The sequence below is a fragment of the Mucilaginibacter sp. P5_A6 genome (assembly GCF_056400585.1).
This window is the reverse complement of the sequence record NZ_JBFUKZ010000014.1, coordinates 66,411-85,286: the sequence shown is the minus strand read 5'-3', so window position 1 is coordinate 85,286 and position 18,876 is coordinate 66,411. Positions and strand designations below refer to the sequence as shown.

Genomic DNA, 18,876 nt, shown 5'->3' with positions numbered 1-18,876 from the left:
GTTTATGTGTAGAAAATACATATTGATAATCAATAACTTACAATCATGTCATTATAAGGTACGAAGCAATCCCAAACTGTGCAGATCGGATTTGTAAAGCTACTCTGTAAGGCCTACCGAGTGTACACATCTTTTAGATTCTATCGATACTTAAAAACCGATAGTCATTTCGAGCGAACCAGGGAGGGAATTGAGCACTGGAGTGAGGAGAAATCTTCTGCACCCTGCTCTAAAGCATGCATGGCTGACTGTCTGTCGCATAAGATTTCTCTTTCGCGCCCCCCATCTTTTCCCCTTTCGCTCAATCGAAATGACATTTTCTTTAATTAAAGAGATGCGTACACACGGTAGCTGTAAGGCGGGGATTGCTTCGTACCTCGCAATGACGGGTTGTTATGTGCTTCATTAGAGCATAAAAACATTAGTAAATCAAATTTAGACAGCCTCTAAGATTTATGTGAACTATAATTAATAGATGCTATATAAATCCTGCTGTCCGAAGTCTCCGACTACGGACCACTATGCCTTGAGACTCTGTCTCAACTATAATTATCCTGCCCACCCCTCTCTGTCTAAACTTCTGAAATGTATGGCCTCTGCTAAATGCTCCAGCTTTATTTCTTCGCTGCCGGCAAGGTCGGCTATGGTGCGGGCTACCTTCAGGATGCGGTCGTAGGCCCGGGCAGACAGGCCAAGCTTTTCCATGGCTTTTTTGAGCAGGGTTTGACCGGCGGCATCTATTTTACACAGGTCGCGCACCATTTGGGGGCTCATCTGGGCGTTGGCATGCAGGTCGGGGCGGTTGCCAAAGCGTTCTATTTGGATCTCGCGGGCTTTTATTACCCGTTCGCGGATCTCCTCACTTTTTTCGGCCAGTCTGTCTGATGATAGTTCGGTAAAATTAACCGGTGTAACCTCCACATGCAGATCAATCCTATCCAACAACGGACCAGAGATCTTGCTCAGATACTTTTGCACCATCCCTGGTGGGCAAATACACTCCTTCTCCGGGTGGTTATAGTACCCACATGGGCATGGATTCATACTTGCCACCAACATAAAACTCGAAGGATAGTCAACCGTAAACTTAGCTCTTGATATAGTTACCTTGCGTTCTTCCAGTGGCTGGCGCATTACTTCCAGTGCGCTGCGCTTAAACTCCGGTAATTCGTCTAAAAACAAAACGCCATTGTGGGCCAACGAAATCTCGCCGGGTGCCGGGTTGCTTCCTCCGCCTACTAAAGCCACATCCGAAATGGTATGGTGCGGACTCCTAAAGGGCCGTATGGTAACCAAAGCATCGGCGGCGGCGAGTTTTCCTGCTACAGAATGGATCTTGGTGGTTTCTAATGCCTCGTACAGGCTCAGCGGCGGCAAAATGGAAGGCAGCCTGCGGGCCAGCATGGTTTTGCCTGCCCCCGGCGGACCGATCAATATTACATTATGGCCTCCCGCAGCGGCAATTTCCAATGCGCGTTTAATGTTTTCCTGTCCCCGCACCTCGCTAAAATCGCTGTCGTAATTACAAAGGCTATCATAAAACTCCTCACGGGTATTCACTACCACTTGTTCCAGTTTTAGGTCGCCATTAAAAAAACCGGCTACCTCTTTGATGCTTTCCACACCATAAACTTCCAAATCGTTTACTATGGCAGCTTCGCGCGCATTTTGTTTGGGGAGGATGAAACCTTTAAAACCATCCTTGCGGGCCTGTATGGCAATGGGCAACGCGCCTTTAATGGGCTGCAGGCTACCATCAAGAGACAGTTCGCCCATGATGATATACTTATCCAGATTCTCGGCATCTAACTGGCTGGAGGCGGCTAAAACGGCGGTGGCAATGGTAAGATCGTAAGACGAGCCTTCTTTTTTAATATCTGCAGGAGCCATGTTCACTACCACCTGCTGCCTGGGCATCCGGAAACCGCAGTTTTTTAAAGCCGAATCGATACGGAAATAGCTTTCTTTTATGGCCACGTCGGGCAGGCCAACTATAAAGTACTTAGTACCCGCCGCAATATTTACCTCAACCGTTATGGTGATAGCCTGAATACCATAAACCGCACTGCCAAAAGTTTTAACCAACACTATGATAAAGTTTAATCAAAGCGAAAGATAAAAATTTTTAATTATTGTATAAGCACAATATATAAATGACTTTAAAGGAAAATAATCAAACCAAAAAAACGCCTGCACGGCGCCTTTTTGGTTTATCTTTTCTTGTAGGTATCAAAATCATCTCTGAAATCCTTCAGAATATTGTACCAGGAGTGCGCCCAGTAATTACGAAAGCCAAAACCACGGCTTCGGCCTTCTTTGTAAACAGTAAGCAATACGGCTTTATCATCCATATTTACAAACGTTACCCAGGCCCCGGCCTGGTGTATTCCTTTGTTCATGCCCTCAACAATAAGCATCATACCTAATCCCTTCTGCCCCTGGAAGTCGTAGTTTTTAACCAGTTCTACAATGTCTTTTTCTCTCAGGGTGCTATAATCGCGTGGGTTATCGGTAAAAAAGTTTTTAGTGATTGCGCTGTTGGCCTTTTCGGTCACCTTAAAAGCAAAGTGTATTGTATCGCGATGAGCAGCCCTCGCCACATCATAGGTTTTAGGTTCGGTTAAAAAAAGATTGGCCCATGCGGGGATATGTTTATTTACAAATTCGGTGTTTATGAGTTCGCCAGATGCTTTATAGGCAGCTTCGGAACCAATAAACCGCATTTGCGAAAAATCCATCCCCAACCAGGTTACAGGTACTTTGGGGTTAAAAATGTCTGCTTTGGTTTGTGCAGTTAGGGTTTGTGTTGAAGAGCCGATAATTAAGGCAATAAGTAAGCTAAATTTTGTGATAGTGTTCATGGTTGTATAGTACTATTAAACGGTATACAAATGTATATCTATACACCCGCAAAATAACATACTATTCTTTAAAATAATAAGCCCTTAAAGTAAACTGAGGGTTAACTTTAAGGGCATAAGGCAACAATATTTTATAAGGCGGAACTTTAAATTCGGATTTTGATCATTAGATACTGTTTACAAAAAGAAAAAAAATGCAGGAGATTACTGCATAAGCCATCAGCATAACCGACCATACTTTTTGGTGATTTTTGCTCAGTTTTTCAAACGCAATGTTCCATCTTTTGAACCGGCCATTGTTAAGCAGGATAAAATAATTTAGCAGTAAAACCCCGGTGGTTGCCAAAAGCATAACGGTAGCAGTTACATCGGTTATATTAAACCACTGCTGGCTTAAGCAAAGCTGGGTGAGCACCAACAAATTGGTTAATAAAAGGATCATCAGGAAACTTACACCAAAAAGTGAATTAAACTTAGGTAAGCCACCTTGTCCGAAATTTTTTGCACTCCACCTGTAAGCTGTTACATAAATGGATTTTGAGATTCCTGATGCGTTCATAATGTTAGGGTTTTAGGGTTAAATATTCAAAATAATCAACCTGTTCTTGGTTGTTATTTGGTTATTAACGCAATCTGCAAAATTTTGTTGCGTAAAAGCGTTATTATTAACAAAATTTAACTGTTGGTAAGTAATGTTTAAGTAACGGCATAATGCAATTATAAAACGCACACTCACGTATGCTTGTAATGCAACAAAAAACGGCCGGAAAAGCGGCCGTTTTTATATGATGTGAAAGTTTAATGTTCATTTATTTTGCTGATGCCATTTGAAGTAAAGTGGCATCATGGTGAAACTTTACCTCCGGCTTATTATCAAACAACATAGCTGCCCCGTTTTGAGCGGTGTATGCAGGCCAGTTGGGCAGGCCTTTGGCATTAGGATTACCTGTACGTGCAAAATTGATCCATGCCTGGCTCATTTTAGCGGCTAAGGCATATGCTTCCTTGCCACCGCCGGTCATTTCCTCACATCGCCTGATGTTATCAAACTCAAAACAGATATCAATGCAGTGGATAGATTTAAACATACCATCGGCCACGGGAGATTGCCAGGTAAACATATACATATAAACAGGTGCTGCACCGGCAATAGCCTTTGCATTTGCCTGGCGAATAACACCCGGCCTGAAAGTAGCAAGGTCGATATCCAGGTAATCGGATGGTTTTACTGTGCCCGGATAGGCTTTTAAAACTTCGGCCATGTAAGTGTCTGTTTTATCGCCATATTTCTTTTCCAGGTTGGTTTTAACTTCATCAAGCGTATAATTTCTTATTGCCGGGTTGATAAGTGAAGCCATAAACTCGGTTTTGGTTGATCCTACCAATAGCGGAATATTCTTTGAAATTTCAATAGCTGCCGGGTCACTTATGTTATACGGTAAAAAAGTCCCATCAACCGATGGCTCCCACATCAGGCCAAAAGCGCCTACCGGCTTTCCTTCCGCTTTTAACTGTGCCTGTACTTTCGCCATTGCCTTTTTGGTGGCAGCGCTCAGGCGCTCATATGACATGGCCTGGAGAGAATCAACCTGCGCCGGTTGCAGGCTTAATGCCTCAAGTACAGCCGCACCAATTCGTTTAGAAAGATCAGCAGTCATAAAATCGCTGCGATAACTACCGCTTTGAACAATGGCTTTTTGAAACAGCCCTTTAGCAGATGGTGCATTCAAAAGCGTGGAGACCTTTGCACCACCGCCCGATTGACCAAAAATGGTCACATTGTCCGGATCGCCGCCAAAGCTGGCTATGTTTTGCTTAACCCATTGCAGCGCGGCAACTATATCCATCATCCCGGCATTTGCCGATGATTTGTATTTATCGCCATAGGCGGATAGATTTAAGAACCCAAGCAGGTTTAACCGGTGATTGATGGATACCACTACCACATCACCTTTTTTGCTCAGGTTTTCACCATCATAGGAGGGCAATTCAATAGCCGAACCGGCAGAAAAGCCACCACCATGCAGCCACACCATAACCGGTCGCTTCTTTTGGTCGTTAATGCCGGTTGTCCAAACGTTAAGTTTCAGGCAATCCTCGTTCATATAACCCCAGTTATGCTGAAAGCCAAATTCAATGGGGTCATTAGCTGTGGTGGTAGGGTCAATAGGGCATACCGCGCCATAAACTAATGATGCACGTACACCTTGCCAGTGTGCTGGCTTTTCGGGAGCCATAAAGCGTTTGGCCTGTGCGTAGGGAACGCCTTTGTAGTTATAGGTGCCGTTGTGAATATAGCCGCGCACCTGCCCGTTATCGGTACTGGTTACGGCTACGTTTTCGCCGGCAACAACGGCATCGCCACTTTGGCAATAACCAAATACAGGCATCAGGCATAACGCCAGCAAAGTCCAAAATGTGGAATTTTTTTTCATGGTTTATTATAATTGGTTTATGGATTATCCGGGGGCTGAATAATTTATACCACGACTATGAAATTGTGTAAATGAAAAAGATCATCAAACCACAATTATCATTGTGTAGGTATTACACAATGATAATTATAAATTTCTATTTTACAACAGTTTGAAATAACTTTATTACAAATATTTATTGCCAATCAGCTATTTAGCCATTACATCAAACGAGGCTAATAAATTAATATCAGGGTCGATGTTTATAACTTGCGGCTTGGCTTTCGAAGGGATCTGTACAGTAGTTGTTATATTTTTTACAACCATACTGTGAACATGGCCATCAACAGCAATTTCAAGAGGGAACTCATATAAATAGCTCTGTTTTTGCCTGATGTTGATATTGATCATTTGTTTAGCTGTATCATATTGCCAGGTTATCCCCAAATCAGGATGTCCTGCGGTTCTTAACCATTGTTTAAAAAATGGTTTCAGGTTTTGGCCGCTTGCTTGCTCTATCACCTGGCATAAGTCTGCAGTATTGGCATTGCGTCCGTTATATTTTGTGTAATAATTGCTTACTCCTTTCCAAAAAACGGCATCGCCCAGCTTTCGCCTTAGCATGTGCAAAACCCAGCCGCCTTTTTGGTAGCTGTTGGCGTTCAGTAACTGCATGTATTGGGTTTTGACTGCGGTATCAACCACGGGTGTGATGCGCTTTTTTTCAAAATCAAAAACGGTTTTTCTATCCTGGGTTAAGCGTTTTTTTAAGGTATCAATACCGTATTTCTTTTCAAGATACAGGTTGGTCATGTAGGTAGCAAATCCCTCGCTTAGCCATAAGTGAGCAAAGCTTTTTTCGCTTGCGCCATCGCCAAACCATTGGTGCGCTATCTCATGCGCCATCAACTCCTCTATGCCTTTACTGTTAACCGATTCCTCGAAATAAAATATTGCACTTGCATTTTCCATGCCGCCAAATATGGTTTTTGATTGCACATTGGCCAGTTTTTCATAACTGTAAGGACCAACATTTTTTATAAAAAACGGAAGGATCTCTTTGGCTGCCGCGTAGCTTTTAAATCCAACCTCTTTATTCTCGGGGAATACATAAGTATAAATAGGGATGCCACTTACATCGCCGGTATGGTCAATGGCAAAGTCGGCAACGCCTATTACCATTACTTTGGTGGGCAATACTATATTTTCCTGCCAGTGGGTAAGTTTTAACTGGTTGGGTAATGGTTTCTCCTCCAATTTCAGCCCGTTGGATACCACCTGGTAATGATTGGGAGCGGTTACTATAAAATCAACGGTGGCTTTGTCTGCAGGGGTATCAACGCAGGGCAGCCAGTTATGTGCCCTGTTTGGCCAGTTATCGCCAAAAAAAGTACGGTGGCCAAAATTATTGGTTGATATGATGAGTCCATCGGCCGGTATACCTTCGTAACTAATCACAAAGCTATGCCTGCTTGGGGCTTTTACAAGGGTGTATATTTTAACCGCATCACTATCCTGCTCAAATTTCAGGCTTTTGCCATTTTCGGTTATGGATGATACCGTCATCCCTTTACCTGCGCTGTTTTTCTTAACCAGGTCAAGGCTGAAGGAGCTTACATCTTTTATAAATTTAATTGCAACCGTTGCCTCGCCCTTGATGTTATTATCGGCATCATTTAGCTGTAAGGCAAATGTGTAGTGCTGTACATCAATTGGTAAGCCGGGTACCTGGGCTTTTGATGATATTGAAAATACTAATAATACAAAAATAAAAGCAAAGTATTTATACATATTAACAGGTAGTGTAAAATATCGGATTAATACAAAGCTAATAAAAAGTAGACGCTGAATTGCCTTATCTTTTTATTAGAACAATTACAATTATGTTTAATTCCTTGCATTGCAAGAGGCTTTTTATTATTATATTTGATTATGACTATCGAAATAAAAACACCTGTTACTAAGGAGAAAGTTCAGCAAGCAATTGAACTACTTTCTAAAGAAACAGGAAAGAAAAGCTTAAGAAAGCATTTCGGAAAACTTAAGAGAAACATAGACGAACTTGATTACCAAAAACAGGTTAGGGATGAATGGGCTTAGCTTTTTAGCCGATACAAACTTCCTGATTTCGGTACATGAATCTGCCATTTCAGAGATTGAATTACTTGGTTGGCACAAAATAAGCCATAAAGAAAAACAGCTTCTTCGCGCATTATTGGATGATTGCGTTATTTTTGAGCTCACATCAGAAATCCGTAAAATCGCGATTGAAATAAGGCAGAAAACGAAAGTCAAGACACCTGATGCTATTATTGCTGCAACATCCAAATATCTTCAAATACCTCTCGTAACTTCAGACAAAGGGTTTAAATCTATCCCTGACCTTGAATTGATCCTGATTTAAGGCAAAATAGAGCTAATTGTCAGCCTGTTTATCCCTCTCTTAAAACGTAATACTCGCCCCTGCTGTAAACAAAAAGTAAAGCCCGTTTTTTGATGTATTATTCACATAATCAACCTGGTTAAATGGTTTGATAAGGTAAGGAGTAAAAATTATCTGCCATTTGTTAATTGCATACGTAATGGGTACCGATCCGCTGAAGGCCAGCAATTTGTATTGCTTTACCTCCCTTTGGTTTTCCTGGGTTACGGTTTGGGTAATGATGGTTTGTTTAGGCTGATTAGGAAACAATATATTGATGGGTGTTTGTTTCTGCGGCGTTTCTACAGAGCGGGTTACCTGCGATTCGGTATAATAGGTTTGGTAAAACGACTGTGTACCGGCATACAGTGTGGCTGTAGGGGTAAACTTTAAACCATTTAATTTGGTTGCACCGGTCTTTACAGCGAAGATTTCTTTAGATAGCTCAGCAGTATTGATAATATCATGACTGTTGTTTTTTCCAAAGCGATAACTCCCTCCAACTGTCAGTTTCACAATATTATCCGGGTTTGCATACAATTGCCCGTCAATAGTGGCATCAAAAGACGAAAGGATAATCGGGCTGCTCTTGGTGATAAAAAACTTGGTTGCCGAAATTGTACCACCATAATATTTTTTACTATCAAACCCAAAAACGTACCCCGGTGTAACGCTTAAACCTTCGGCCCCTGATTTTGAGCCGTTAAGGTCGAAATAGCCGATTGCGCTCAGGAAAAGGCCATGTTTGCTTACCAGCGTAAGTGTGGGTAATAGCAAAGGCACGCTACTTTCGTCGCGGCGGCCTGCATAGGTTAGGTTCGAGATATATTGAAGGCCGGCGTTTACAAAAAGCTCTTTTACCTGTGTTTTTTTAGCTATGGTATCTTTTTTCTGGGCAAATAAAGATATGCTGCTACTCATAATTATGAGTAACATAATAAGTTTATATTTTTTCATAGGGGATGCTCAGGTTTCAAATTAACAAAAGGGCCATTAGTGGCCCTTTTGTTAATGATATTACTATAATTTATGTTATTGTTTAACAGCGCTAACTTTAGCCGAACCACTTCCCGAAGCGCCTACAGCTGCGCTCTTTTTACCGGCTTTTACAGTTGTTGCAGATGAACCACTGTTTGATAAACCTACTTTAGCACTTTTTGAGGTTGTTGCGGCACTTCCAGAACCTTTTAAGCTTTCTTTGTTACTTACGCTAACGCTTTTTCTTGCGGCTATTACTTTTCTGCTTGTAGCTGTAGCAGTTTTAACAGTAGCGGCTTTTGTTGCGGCTGCCGTTGCGGCTGCTTCATTTGCTTTAGCATTAACATTAGCTGAAGCGTCGGCGGCAGCATTTTTTGATAAAGCTGCGGCAGTACCTGCTGCATTGGCCGCCTTATCTGCCGATGCAGAGCCATTTAAACTTCCTGAACCAGAAGCGTCGGCTGCTACGTTTGCTTTGTTAACTGCAGCAGCGGCATTTGTACTTACTGCTGTATTAACATTGCCGCTAACGCTTGCTGCCTGGCTTGCTGCTACTTCCTGTGCCTCACCTGCTGCGGCATTAGTAGCAACCTGTGTTTGGGTGGCTGTACGCACAGCCGCGTTTTGAGCCTGGGCTACAGCCTGGTTGCTGACATTGGTTGCCTGGGTTGCTGCTTTTTGAGCTACTGCCGCTGCGTTAACTGATGGTAAAGCTGCCTGGGTAACAATTTTTGTTGCTGTTGCTGCACCTACGTTTACTTGCGCAATGCTGGCTTTTGTCGCAAATAACGCAGCCGTAAACAATACTGATTTTAATAAATTTTTCATTGTGTTTTTCTATTTAGTTTATGGTATGGTATGCCAAATCAATAAACCGGCACCATGGCGACATGTAAACAAAGGTTATGCCGTTGGGGTAATTTGCACAGAATAACACAAGTACATACCTGCATCTGTATATAATAGTAGACAAACAGGAGACAATAAGCCAATAATATTATAAAAAAGAGAACAATCCAGGTATTTGTTTTGGCGGGGAAGAGATGTGCTTAAGCAACAAAACCCATAGCATATTGCCACAGGTTTTGTTTTCAAATATTATGTCCTGATACCTCATCAAGGTATTGGGGTACTGTTTACATTTTCGGCATCCGGCGCATCATGCTGGCCATGGCGGCGGGGTTGCTCATTTGCTTCATCACCTTTTTCATGTCGTCAAACTGTTTCATGAGGCGGTTTACTTCGGTAAGATCGGTACCCGAGCCTTTGGCAATACGATTGCGGCGGCTTTGGTTAATGGTCTCGGGGTTTGATTTTTCGAATGGCGTCATAGATTGGATGATGGCTTCAATGGCTTTAAAGGCGTTGTCATCAATCTCCACATCCTTCATCATTTTGCCCACACCAGGTATCATGCCCATCAGATCCTTCATGTTACCCATTTTCTTGATCTGCTGTATCTGGCTGTAAAAGTCGTTAAAGTCGAACTTGTTTTTGCGGATCTTCTTTTGCAGCTCAGCAGCTTCCTTTTCGTCAAATTGCTGCTGGGCGCGTTCAACAAGGGATACCACATCACCCATACCCAAAATCCTGGATGCCATACGATCGGGGTGGAAAACGTCAAGCGCTTCCATCTTCTCGCCTGTACCAATAAATTTGATAGGTTTGTTAACAACAGATTTTATTGATAACGCGGCACCACCACGGGTATCACCATCAAGCTTGGTTAAAACCACACCGGTAAAGTCAAGGCGATCATTAAACACCTTGGCGGTATTCACTGCATCCTGGCCTGTCATAGCATCTACCACAAACAGGATCTCATGCGGTTTTACGGCATCTTTTACCTGCTCAATCTCCACCATCATGGCCTCATCAATAGCTAAACGACCGGCGGTATCAATAATCACCACGTTATGGCCGTTTTGCTTTGCCAGGGCAATCCCCTCGCGGGCTATAGCCACCGGATCTTTCGACTCGAGGTTGGCATAAACCGGCACACCTATCTGTTGACCCAGTACCTGCAGCTGGTCTATAGCCGCGGGGCGGTAAATATCATCGGCAACTAATAATGGCTTTTTGCCCTTTTGTGTTTTTAAGTAATTGGCCAGCTTGCCCGTAAAGGTGGTTTTACCTGCACCGTTTAAACCGGCAATTAATATAATGGTTGGCGATGCTTTAAGCTCCAGTTCGGCAGTTGAGCCACCCATTAGTTCGGTAAGCTCATCGCTCATGAGTTTGGTGAGCAGCTGGCCCGGCGATATGGCTGTTAATACATTGTTACCCAGAGCCTTTTGCCTTACGTCATCAGTAAATGCTTTGGCGGTTTTATAGTTTACGTCGGCATCCAGAAGGGCTTTGCGAATTTCCTTCATGGTCTCGGCCACGTTTATCTCAGTAATAGTTCCTTGTCCCTTCAGTACCTTAAAGGCCCTGTCGAGTTTATCCGAAAGATTTTCAAACATTATTATTATCCCAGTTTTGAGGTTACAAAGGTATGATTTTGAAAATTAATTTGAAGCAGGATGTGTACGATGATTTAAGACGCGCGAAGACGATGTGATTTTTGGGATAAAAGATAATGGATTTTCGGACAAAGGACTTTTGGACAAAGGATAAAGGACTTTTGCATGGTTGCTTTGTATAGCACAGAGGTGCTTCGCACTTGCTTATGGCATGTTTGGTTCAGGCCAGGCAACCCACGAATGACCAATGACGCGAAGCAAATGACCAATGACTAAAACCTTACGGGAACCTGTATAAAATTCCCAAAGCCAATCCTTCGGTTCCTTGCACGTCCCGTGCTGTTTGTTTGTCATACAGCATGGTGCCGTTTATGGTAACGTTTATTAACCGGTTTACCCGGGCCGACAAAACCGCATCAATACGGTGGGTTATAAATTTCGGCGATTCGCCATAAGGAATAAACAGCGCGTAACGTGCGTTTAAATGAACATTTTTTGCCAGGTCTTTATCAAAAAGAGCCACCATCTGGAAAGCCAGGTCGTTTTTTACGGTATGACCTATGGGGACGCCGTAATTTGACGGCTGGTTATGATATATAGTGGTATCGGTAACAAATGTTTGGCGGGCGGTACCGGTACCTAAACGCAGATCGAAATAACCGGTGGGCTTGAACTCAAAACCTATTGATTCGGTTAAATAGCCCGGCGACATGAAGTTCGAGATCAGTTGCGAATCGAATTTGCCGTTTCCCTGGTCAATATAGTTAAACCCCTTATCAAATTGCGACTCAAACGTGAGCGCTCCAAAAAAATACCAGTGTTTGGATAATTGGGAGGCCAGTTTATTATCAAAATAGATCCTGTCGTTGGTTTTACGCTTGCCCTGCCCTTTGTTTTTGGCAACACCATAGGTTAGGTTAAGCTCGGATACATAGCTAAACGGTGCTTTGTTATATTCGGTATGGTAAACAAAGTTTGACCCTAATGCCACCGAATTTACACCACCCGCGCTGTAATTGTTACTAAAGGCCGACTGGCTGAAATTGAGCCCGAAGATGACAGCCTTTTTCCAGTAGATTACCTTATAATCGATCAGGGTAACCGGGATTTGTTCGCGCTGAATCTGGATTGGCCTTACCCTTGTAGGAATAGAATTTTTACGCGGATCGATCCTGAGTTTGTTAATCTGCGCGGTATCAATTTTAACGGTGTCCTTTTTCAGCGTATCGGTTTGCTGAGCGCTTACCGAAATACTGCAGGCTATTAGTGCCGATGAAAGCAGGGCAAGTCTGGTTTTTAACATAGTCAACAAATTAAAGCAAAAATCTCCTTTTATAACATCATTAATCGAAAATGTTGCATAAAGGTTTTAATTTTTTGAAGTTGGTGTATAAATACATTGTCTTCAAAAGTTTCTTTTGTTCATTCAGCAACCGATTTAGTGCAAGTCTTGTAAGGCCACTGGTAAATATAGACTTTTAGCGAAAAAACAGCTTGCTAAGTATTGAATATGCAAATCCCGGATGCACGTTTCATACGGGATTTTGTATTTTTAAGCTTATGAATATACAGCCACAAAGTACAGACAACGTAGTTGAATCAACTTTTGAGCAATAATATTTTATCCCGTTTAAAACATAGCTTTCACGCCATTTGTTATCATATAAATTTAAAATTATGAACGCAAAAGCTGTAGTTAGTATACTAACTATTTACCTGGTCTGTTACGTAATTGTATTTGCAAGCGGATATTCCCTCACCCTGCTTGCCGTCATGTTCCTGGCATCCCCACTTTTAATATGCTGGATGGTTTACAGGGTTTTAAAAGATGATAGCTTTAAATATCCGTCATTAGGCGGGGACCAAGAATGGGGTTATCTTGACAGATCAAAAGGTGATCTGGGTTTATTTTAATTAACTATAAAAATGACTTTATACAGAAGTAGCATTATTGATTTTTGCATGCCTTAACTTATTAAAGTTCATACATTTACTCCGCATTGGGATTTTACAACAATGGGCAACTTATGGACGTAATTACCTTAGATGAATTTTATAAGCAAACCGCAACTCTTGTTCCGGAGGGGATTAATAAAGAAATAGGCCATTTTAATGTATTCAACATTGATGAGCTTGACAAAAAGGGCGCAATGCCTTATAACAGGCGGGCTTATTATAAGATCAGTTTAATAAACGGCCACAACAAGGCGGAGTATGCCGATAAAGTGATCGACATTGAAAAAAATGCCCTGTTGTTTGCTACCCCAAAGATTCCCTATAACTGGGAACCGCTGGACGACGACCAGCATGGCTACTTCTGCATCTTTACAGATGATTTCCTTGTTCAGACTAAAAGCGGGGTTGTGCTGGATGATTTGCCCATCTTTAAACCCGGCGGCTATCCTATCTTCCAGCTTAGCGATGATGAAGCTTCGGGAATCACTGCCATCTTCCGCAAAATGCACCAGGAACTATCATCAAACTATGCGTACAAGTATGATCTGCTGCGCAACTACATTTTAGAACTTATCCACCAGGGCCAAAAGCTTCAGCCCGCTGTGGCACTTTATCCAGGCCATACAGCCGTGGCAAGGGTGTCATCCCTGTTTCACGAGCTGCTTGAGCGGCAGTTCCCTATCGAATCGCCAGATCAAAAATTAAAGCTGCGTACAGCCAAAGATTATGCCGATCAGCTGGCGGTACATGTAAACCATCTTAACAAGGTACTTAAAGAAAATACAGGCAAAACCACCACCCATATTATTAGCGGCCGTATCCTCCAGGAGGCCAAGATCCTGCTTAAACAAACCCACTGGAATATATCCGAGATCTCGTACTCGCTGGGCTTTGAGCAGGTGGCCCATTTCTCCAATTTCTTTAAAAAACAAACCTCGCTGGCGCCAATGGCGTTCAGGTAGTATGTTTGTGTTTTCTAAGCATACTTATCATTCCAGGGGGCCTTGTTGTGGCTCTTTTTCTTTAGCACATAAAAACCGTATGGGCGGTGTAATGGCTTGGGCTATTTGCTAAAACGCGCAACAAATAAAGGTTATATAATGCTAAGTATCTATTTATTAGCAGATAACTAAAATCAGCGAACTGCGTAAAAAGGGAGACAGTTATTTTGACAGACGGGTTCGCAACTGATTTTATTGAATTGTGATACAAATGATCTGTCTAATCGTAAACCGGTTTTAATATAGATATTGGCATTTTGAAGAATTATGCAGCTATTGAGTTTTGGAATAAATTAGTTGGCCACAAATCCAGGGTAACGCTCGAAGGCCGTATTTTCCATTCAGTTTGTATAGTTGTACTACTATTCATTGGCATCAACATCCCTTTTAATTATTTAATTGGCCTTCCGGAGCTGGCTATATTGATGGCGATAATTTTCGTGGACGTTTCTTTAATTTACTATTTTTCCAGGTTCCGGAATAAGCTCAACATCGGTATTACGGTTTTCCTGATATCCAATAACCTGTTATTAATTGCCAATTACTATTACAATTCGGGCATTAATGGCCCAGGGTATGTGGTTTTTATTCTATCGTTTTTTGTTACGGTAGCAATAATCCCACAAAAACAATACTGGATATGGCTTCCCCTTAATGTAGGCATAATCTTAGGCTTATTGTTTATAGAAAACATGAATCCAGGCTGGATCCAAAATACCTATAACAGCAGAACAAGCCGGTTTATTGACTTTAGTTACAGTTATATTGCAACTGTAATACTTATGCTGCTGGTTATTGTTTATATCCGTAACGCCTATAACCAGGAGCGAAGGATTGTAGAGCAGAAGGCAAGAGCACTTGAAGTAAGCAATAATACCAAAAACAAATTGCTCTCCATTTTGGCGCACGACTTAAAAGAGCCACTATCATCACTGCAAGGTTTCCTGGAGCTGCTTACCGAATATAAACTTGATGAATCTGAAAGAATTGGTATCGAAAAAGAACTGTTAAAACGCACACAAGATACCTCTTACCTGTTAACCAATGTACTTTCATGGACTAAAAGCCAAATGGAATCAGTGCAGGTTAAACTGATGCCTTTAAACTTGTTTCTGGCATTAGATAATACACTCCAGATTTTAACAAACATCGCCAAAGAAAAATCAATAGAACTTCGTCATGATTTAACTAATTATATTTGCGTAATAGGCGATAGGGATATGCTGCAGCTGGTTATAAGGAATTTGGTTATAAACGCTATTAAATTTACCTATCCCGGAGGGAAAATAACAGTAAGCGCCGAAGTTATAGACGGTAATTGCATCATTAAGGTGGCAGATACAGGGGCCGGCATTCCGCTGCCTCAACAAGCCGGTTTATTTTCGCTTTCCGCTAAGTCAACATTCGGAACCGGCAAGGAAAAAGGAGCAGGTTTGGGCCTGGTGCTTTGCCAGGAGTTTGCAGCATTACAGGGTGGGAAAATATGGTTCACCAGTGAACAAAATGTAGGCAGCACGTTTTTTGTGCGTTTAGAGTTTTGTTCATTAGCTAAGCAACAGGAGCTGCTAAAAGTGTTATCCTAAACATTTTTACTAAAGTTACTTCAACTTTTCCCCGCATTTGCTGATCTGTATCCGGATATGGTCCGCTTCCTTCCTGGTAGCGATAACCCTGGTTAAGGCCCTTTGGTAATATTGCAACGCTTTTTTATATTCTTCATGCTTAAACGAATAATCGCCGGCTATAACGTAGGCGTGGTAATATTGCGGATTGGTTGCTACCAGGCTATCGGTGTTTATGGTTTCGCCATCAAGTACCTGTTGCCTCATTTTGCGGAAGTTCACAAAATTCCGGTATTGGATGGTTGAAAGAAATGCATCCGCCGGTACAGTGAGGTTCTGCTCGTTAATTTCCTGGTCTTTTTTCATGCCCCGCAGGCCGAACACTTTTTTCAGATCATAGGCCACGTATTCGCCCAATTGCCATGGCGAAGTGCTTACCCAAACCAACAGTTTTTTAGGTTCAAATACAATGCTGTGATGCGCAATTAGCTGGTTGATGGCTTTCTCGTTACCCATGCCAATATCTGCACCATGCATGCCTTTCTGGTCGCGCAGGATGGCGATGGTTTTTTGTACGGTGTTTTTGCCGTTGGCATTCAGCAGTTCCATAAGGCGGTTATAGCGGTAAGGCGAAGCACTTTCTGCCATCTGTACCTTATTCTCTTTTGATTTGCCCAGGCTCTTGCTCTGGAAATGGTTGGCGCAAACAATGTAATCCTGGTGCGGGTCGTACATATCCAGCGTATCGGGGGTTTTCTCAATCACTACAGCCTTGTTGTCGGCAGCAGAGGCAACCAGGAAAGCTTCGGATACAAACATCTTGCGCTTTGCAGCTATGGCGTAAGCTTCTCTTGTGTTTTTAGCATACTGTAAGATCTCGCGGGCCACTAATGATACGGGTGTTGCTGCGGCGGTAGGGATATTGGTTTTATCGGCATTGATGGTTACGCTTACACCCTTTTCGTTCATCCCGGAAACGGCGCCAATGAAGCCCCCCCAGGTAACGGTCATGAATTTATAACCTTCTGTCGGGTTAAAAAATGCCACTATTTTGTCCTGCGCGAATTTATCGCCCACATAAAAGTCGAAATTACGGCCGATTATCATCGTGCTGTCTTCACTTTTTATACCCCAGGTACCAAACGAGGTACAGCCTACCAAAGCCATGCTTTGCAGCGCGTGACCAATATCATGCGCGGCGTGGTAGTTCAGGATGCGCTGGTAGTTTGAGCCGATATACTGGTACTTGCCTGATGCCGATTTAGATATACCATAGATCTCCTCTTTGTATTCCTCCGCAACGTTCTTATCCAAATTGCGGTTAAACCAGGCTATAAAGTATTTTAAAAAATGCTGATAAAATTTAGATGGAACTATCTTGCCAATCTGATCTACAAAATGATCTTCCTGGGCTACTACCAGTTCCTTGCTTAGCTTGCCATTGATGACGCCACGTTCAAAGGGTTTACCTTCCACATACATTTCAAACAAACCGCTCTTGCTTTTGCGGAACCAGTCGTTTTTAATGGTATAGAAACCTTTGGAGGGCTCGGCGCGCTTTAGTTGCAGGCTGCTCAAATCCCTGGGCTCTGGCGGATAATCGATAGCTACTGCGTACAGGTAAGCCATACCGATAATGAGCAGCAGCACAAAAACCAGGAAAGCATAAAGCAATCTTTTCCCAAATTTTCGCCAGCTAAATTTTTTATGCATTTCGTATTTTCCCTATGATGGCATCGTTGCCAAGTACAGTTGTGCAGGTAACTATTGCGCTCATGGCGGTGCCTAAAACACCGTGCAGGTTAAGGTTTTGGCCGGTAAAGTACAGGTTTGGTATTTTTGTTCGCGGTGATATAAATGTTTTTAACGTGTGCTTGTAATCTTTTACAATGCCGTATAATGAACCATCGCCGTTGCCGATATAATCGCGGTACGAGAGTGGCGTGGCCGAATAGTAGGATTGGATATGGCTCCGGATGTCCGGAAACTTTTTCTCCACCATATCCAGCAGTTTTTCACTTTTACGAATCTTGAACTCCTCGTAAGTTTCGCCCCGTTCATTAACGTTTGATACTGTGTTAAAAGTGCCCTCCCAGGGTTTCATCTCCTCAAATCGCATATAAGTAAGTATCGACATTCCATCGGCGTACCCGTTTGATTTTGAAGTAGCTGCTACAAAAAGGGCATAGCCAAGCGGCCAGTTTTCCTCGTTGTAATCTGCTATATCCCAAACGTGACCGTCCTTTCCGATATAGTAGTTGTGTTTAAAATATTTAAAGCTGTTTTTTTTGAACACCACATTCAGGGTAAAGGATGATACCGAGTTTTCCAGCCCTTTTAAGCGGTTGCGATAAGCGGGCTTAATTACATCTGAATCTGTGATCTCCAGCGTTTGCACGGGGTGCACGTTGCTGATAAATTGCCTGCCGTGGATATTTACCCCATTGGCAGTTTCCACGTGCGATACCTTTCCATCTTCAACAACAATCCGCTTCACCTCGCAATGGCGTTTGATAACCCCTCCCCGTGAACGGATATTTTTGGCAATGTACTTTGCTATCTGCGATCCGCCGTCTACACATTTATATGAACTTTCGATATAGCTGTTCAGTATCAACGCGTGTACGTAAAACGGAGTTTTATCCGCCTGGCCGGCATACAGGGCATTATTACCCGCCAGTACCGCCTGCAGCCGCGGATTATCAGTTATTGATTCAATAAAGCCTTTGGTATCAATTTCCAGCACACCCAATTTCTCATTAAAATCGTCGCTGCTTCTTAAGTTATATAAGGAAAATTTACTGCAAACGTCTTTAATCTTATCGCAATAGGCATTAAGGGCCGCTTCCTCACCTGGAAAATGTTTTAATATATGGCTGATGAAGTTATCATAACCCTGGGCATATTCGTATTCTGTTTCTTCGCCATAGATGCCTATCTTATCAAAAACAACATCCTGTTTTTGCAGTTTCAGCTTATCCATCAGGTCGAGGTATTTGAAGATCTGGTATAGATTCTGACCTTTGTCAAGGCCGCCAAGGTAGTGCACGCCCGAGTCGAAGATCACTTTATCACGTACATAGGTCTGCAGTGAACCGCCGATCTGCGTGTTTTTTTCGATCACGCAAACCTTAAACCCTTCCCTGCTCAGTAAATCGGCACTCACCAATCCCCCCATACCGCTGCCGATAATTACAGCATCATAAATCTCCATTTA

At 42.6% G+C, this 18,876-nt stretch carries 16 protein-coding genes; 5 read left to right on the top strand and 11 right to left on the bottom strand.

The genetic code is table 11. The features are described from left to right. Positions 1 to 549: 549 nt before the first annotated feature. From AC1DO4_RS16010 to AC1DO4_RS15990, 5 genes are all read right to left on the bottom strand, one after another. Positions 550 to 2,088 carry a YifB family Mg chelatase-like AAA ATPase gene (locus AC1DO4_RS16010; protein WP_477417543.1) on the bottom strand — a complete coding sequence of 513 codons (1,539 nt, stop codon included), beginning with the start codon at positions 2,086 to 2,088 and terminating at the stop codon, positions 550 to 552. A 122-nt stretch (positions 2,089 to 2,210) separates the two neighbouring features. Further along, complete coding sequence (locus tag AC1DO4_RS16005; RefSeq protein WP_477417541.1) at positions 2,211 to 2,861, bottom strand: hypothetical protein; 651 nt, start codon at positions 2,859 to 2,861, stop codon at positions 2,211 to 2,213. 166 nt (positions 2,862 to 3,027) lie between these two features. Beyond that, positions 3,028 to 3,420: a hypothetical protein gene (locus tag AC1DO4_RS16000; RefSeq protein ID WP_477417539.1), complete on the bottom strand. Its 393-nt coding sequence runs from the start codon at positions 3,418 to 3,420 to the stop codon at positions 3,028 to 3,030. Between the two features lie 250 nt (positions 3,421 to 3,670). Next, entirely contained in the window at positions 3,671 to 5,296 is a 1,626-nt protein-coding gene (locus tag AC1DO4_RS15995; RefSeq protein ID WP_477417536.1) for a carboxylesterase/lipase family protein, read from the bottom strand. A 189-nt stretch (positions 5,297 to 5,485) separates the two neighbouring features. Next, complete coding sequence (locus AC1DO4_RS15990; protein WP_477417534.1) at positions 5,486 to 7,066, bottom strand: M1 family metallopeptidase; 1,581 nt, start codon at positions 7,064 to 7,066, stop codon at positions 5,486 to 5,488. A gap of 141 nt (positions 7,067 to 7,207) precedes the next feature. Between AC1DO4_RS15990 and AC1DO4_RS15985 the strand changes: the two genes are divergently transcribed. Both AC1DO4_RS15985 and AC1DO4_RS15980 read left to right on the top strand, forming a co-directional pair. After that, on the top strand, positions 7,208 to 7,375 hold the full coding sequence (locus tag AC1DO4_RS15985; protein ID WP_477417532.1) for a hypothetical protein: 168 nt from the start codon (positions 7,208 to 7,210) through the stop codon (positions 7,373 to 7,375). After that, entirely contained in the window at positions 7,362 to 7,679 is a 318-nt protein-coding gene (locus AC1DO4_RS15980; protein ID WP_477417530.1) for a type II toxin-antitoxin system VapC family toxin, read from the top strand. Before AC1DO4_RS15985 ends, AC1DO4_RS15980 begins: the two co-directional genes overlap by 14 nt. A 39-nt stretch (positions 7,680 to 7,718) precedes the next feature. On the opposite strand, the gene AC1DO4_RS15975 is transcribed toward AC1DO4_RS15980, so the two are convergent. From AC1DO4_RS15975 to AC1DO4_RS15960, 4 genes are all read right to left on the bottom strand, one after another. After that, complete coding sequence (locus AC1DO4_RS15975) at positions 7,719 to 8,618, bottom strand: hypothetical protein (protein WP_477417528.1); 900 nt, start codon at positions 8,616 to 8,618, stop codon at positions 7,719 to 7,721. Between the two features lie 111 nt (positions 8,619 to 8,729). Continuing rightward, positions 8,730 to 9,503, bottom strand: coding sequence for a hypothetical protein (locus AC1DO4_RS15970; RefSeq protein WP_477417526.1), 774 nt, complete (start codon positions 9,501 to 9,503; stop codon positions 8,730 to 8,732). A gap of 308 nt (positions 9,504 to 9,811) precedes the next feature. After that, on the bottom strand, positions 9,812 to 11,140 hold the full coding sequence (gene ffh / locus AC1DO4_RS15965) for a signal recognition particle protein (protein ID WP_477417524.1): 1,329 nt from the start codon (positions 11,138 to 11,140) through the stop codon (positions 9,812 to 9,814). A 280-nt stretch (positions 11,141 to 11,420) separates the two neighbouring features. Then, entirely contained in the window at positions 11,421 to 12,443 is a 1,023-nt protein-coding gene (locus tag AC1DO4_RS15960; protein WP_477417522.1) for a DUF3078 domain-containing protein, read from the bottom strand. 374 nt (positions 12,444 to 12,817) lie between these two features. Between AC1DO4_RS15960 and AC1DO4_RS15955 the strand changes: the two genes are divergently transcribed. From AC1DO4_RS15955 to AC1DO4_RS15945, 3 genes are all read left to right on the top strand, one after another. Beyond that, positions 12,818 to 13,054 (top strand): hypothetical protein, encoded by a 237-nt coding sequence (locus tag AC1DO4_RS15955; protein ID WP_477417520.1) that lies wholly within the window; start codon positions 12,818 to 12,820, stop codon positions 13,052 to 13,054. A 113-nt stretch (positions 13,055 to 13,167) separates the two neighbouring features. Beyond that, positions 13,168 to 14,058 carry a helix-turn-helix domain-containing protein gene (locus tag AC1DO4_RS15950; RefSeq protein ID WP_477417518.1) on the top strand — a complete coding sequence of 297 codons (891 nt, stop codon included), beginning with the start codon at positions 13,168 to 13,170 and terminating at the stop codon, positions 14,056 to 14,058. A gap of 296 nt (positions 14,059 to 14,354) precedes the next feature. Then, positions 14,355 to 15,680 (top strand): sensor histidine kinase, encoded by a 1,326-nt coding sequence (locus AC1DO4_RS15945; protein WP_477417515.1) that lies wholly within the window; start codon positions 14,355 to 14,357, stop codon positions 15,678 to 15,680. A 15-nt stretch (positions 15,681 to 15,695) separates the two neighbouring features. On the opposite strand, the gene AC1DO4_RS15940 is transcribed toward AC1DO4_RS15945, so the two are convergent. After that, positions 15,696 to 17,372, bottom strand: a complete 1,677-nt coding sequence (locus AC1DO4_RS15940; RefSeq protein ID WP_477417513.1) for a C45 family autoproteolytic acyltransferase/hydolase — start codon at positions 17,370 to 17,372, stop codon at positions 15,696 to 15,698. Then, positions 17,365 to 18,873 carry a phytoene desaturase family protein gene (locus AC1DO4_RS15935; protein ID WP_477417511.1) on the bottom strand — a complete coding sequence of 503 codons (1,509 nt, stop codon included), beginning with the start codon at positions 18,871 to 18,873 and terminating at the stop codon, positions 17,365 to 17,367. The genes AC1DO4_RS15940 and AC1DO4_RS15935 overlap by 8 nt, the downstream gene beginning before the upstream one ends. Between the last annotated feature and the right edge of the window lie 3 nt (positions 18,874 to 18,876).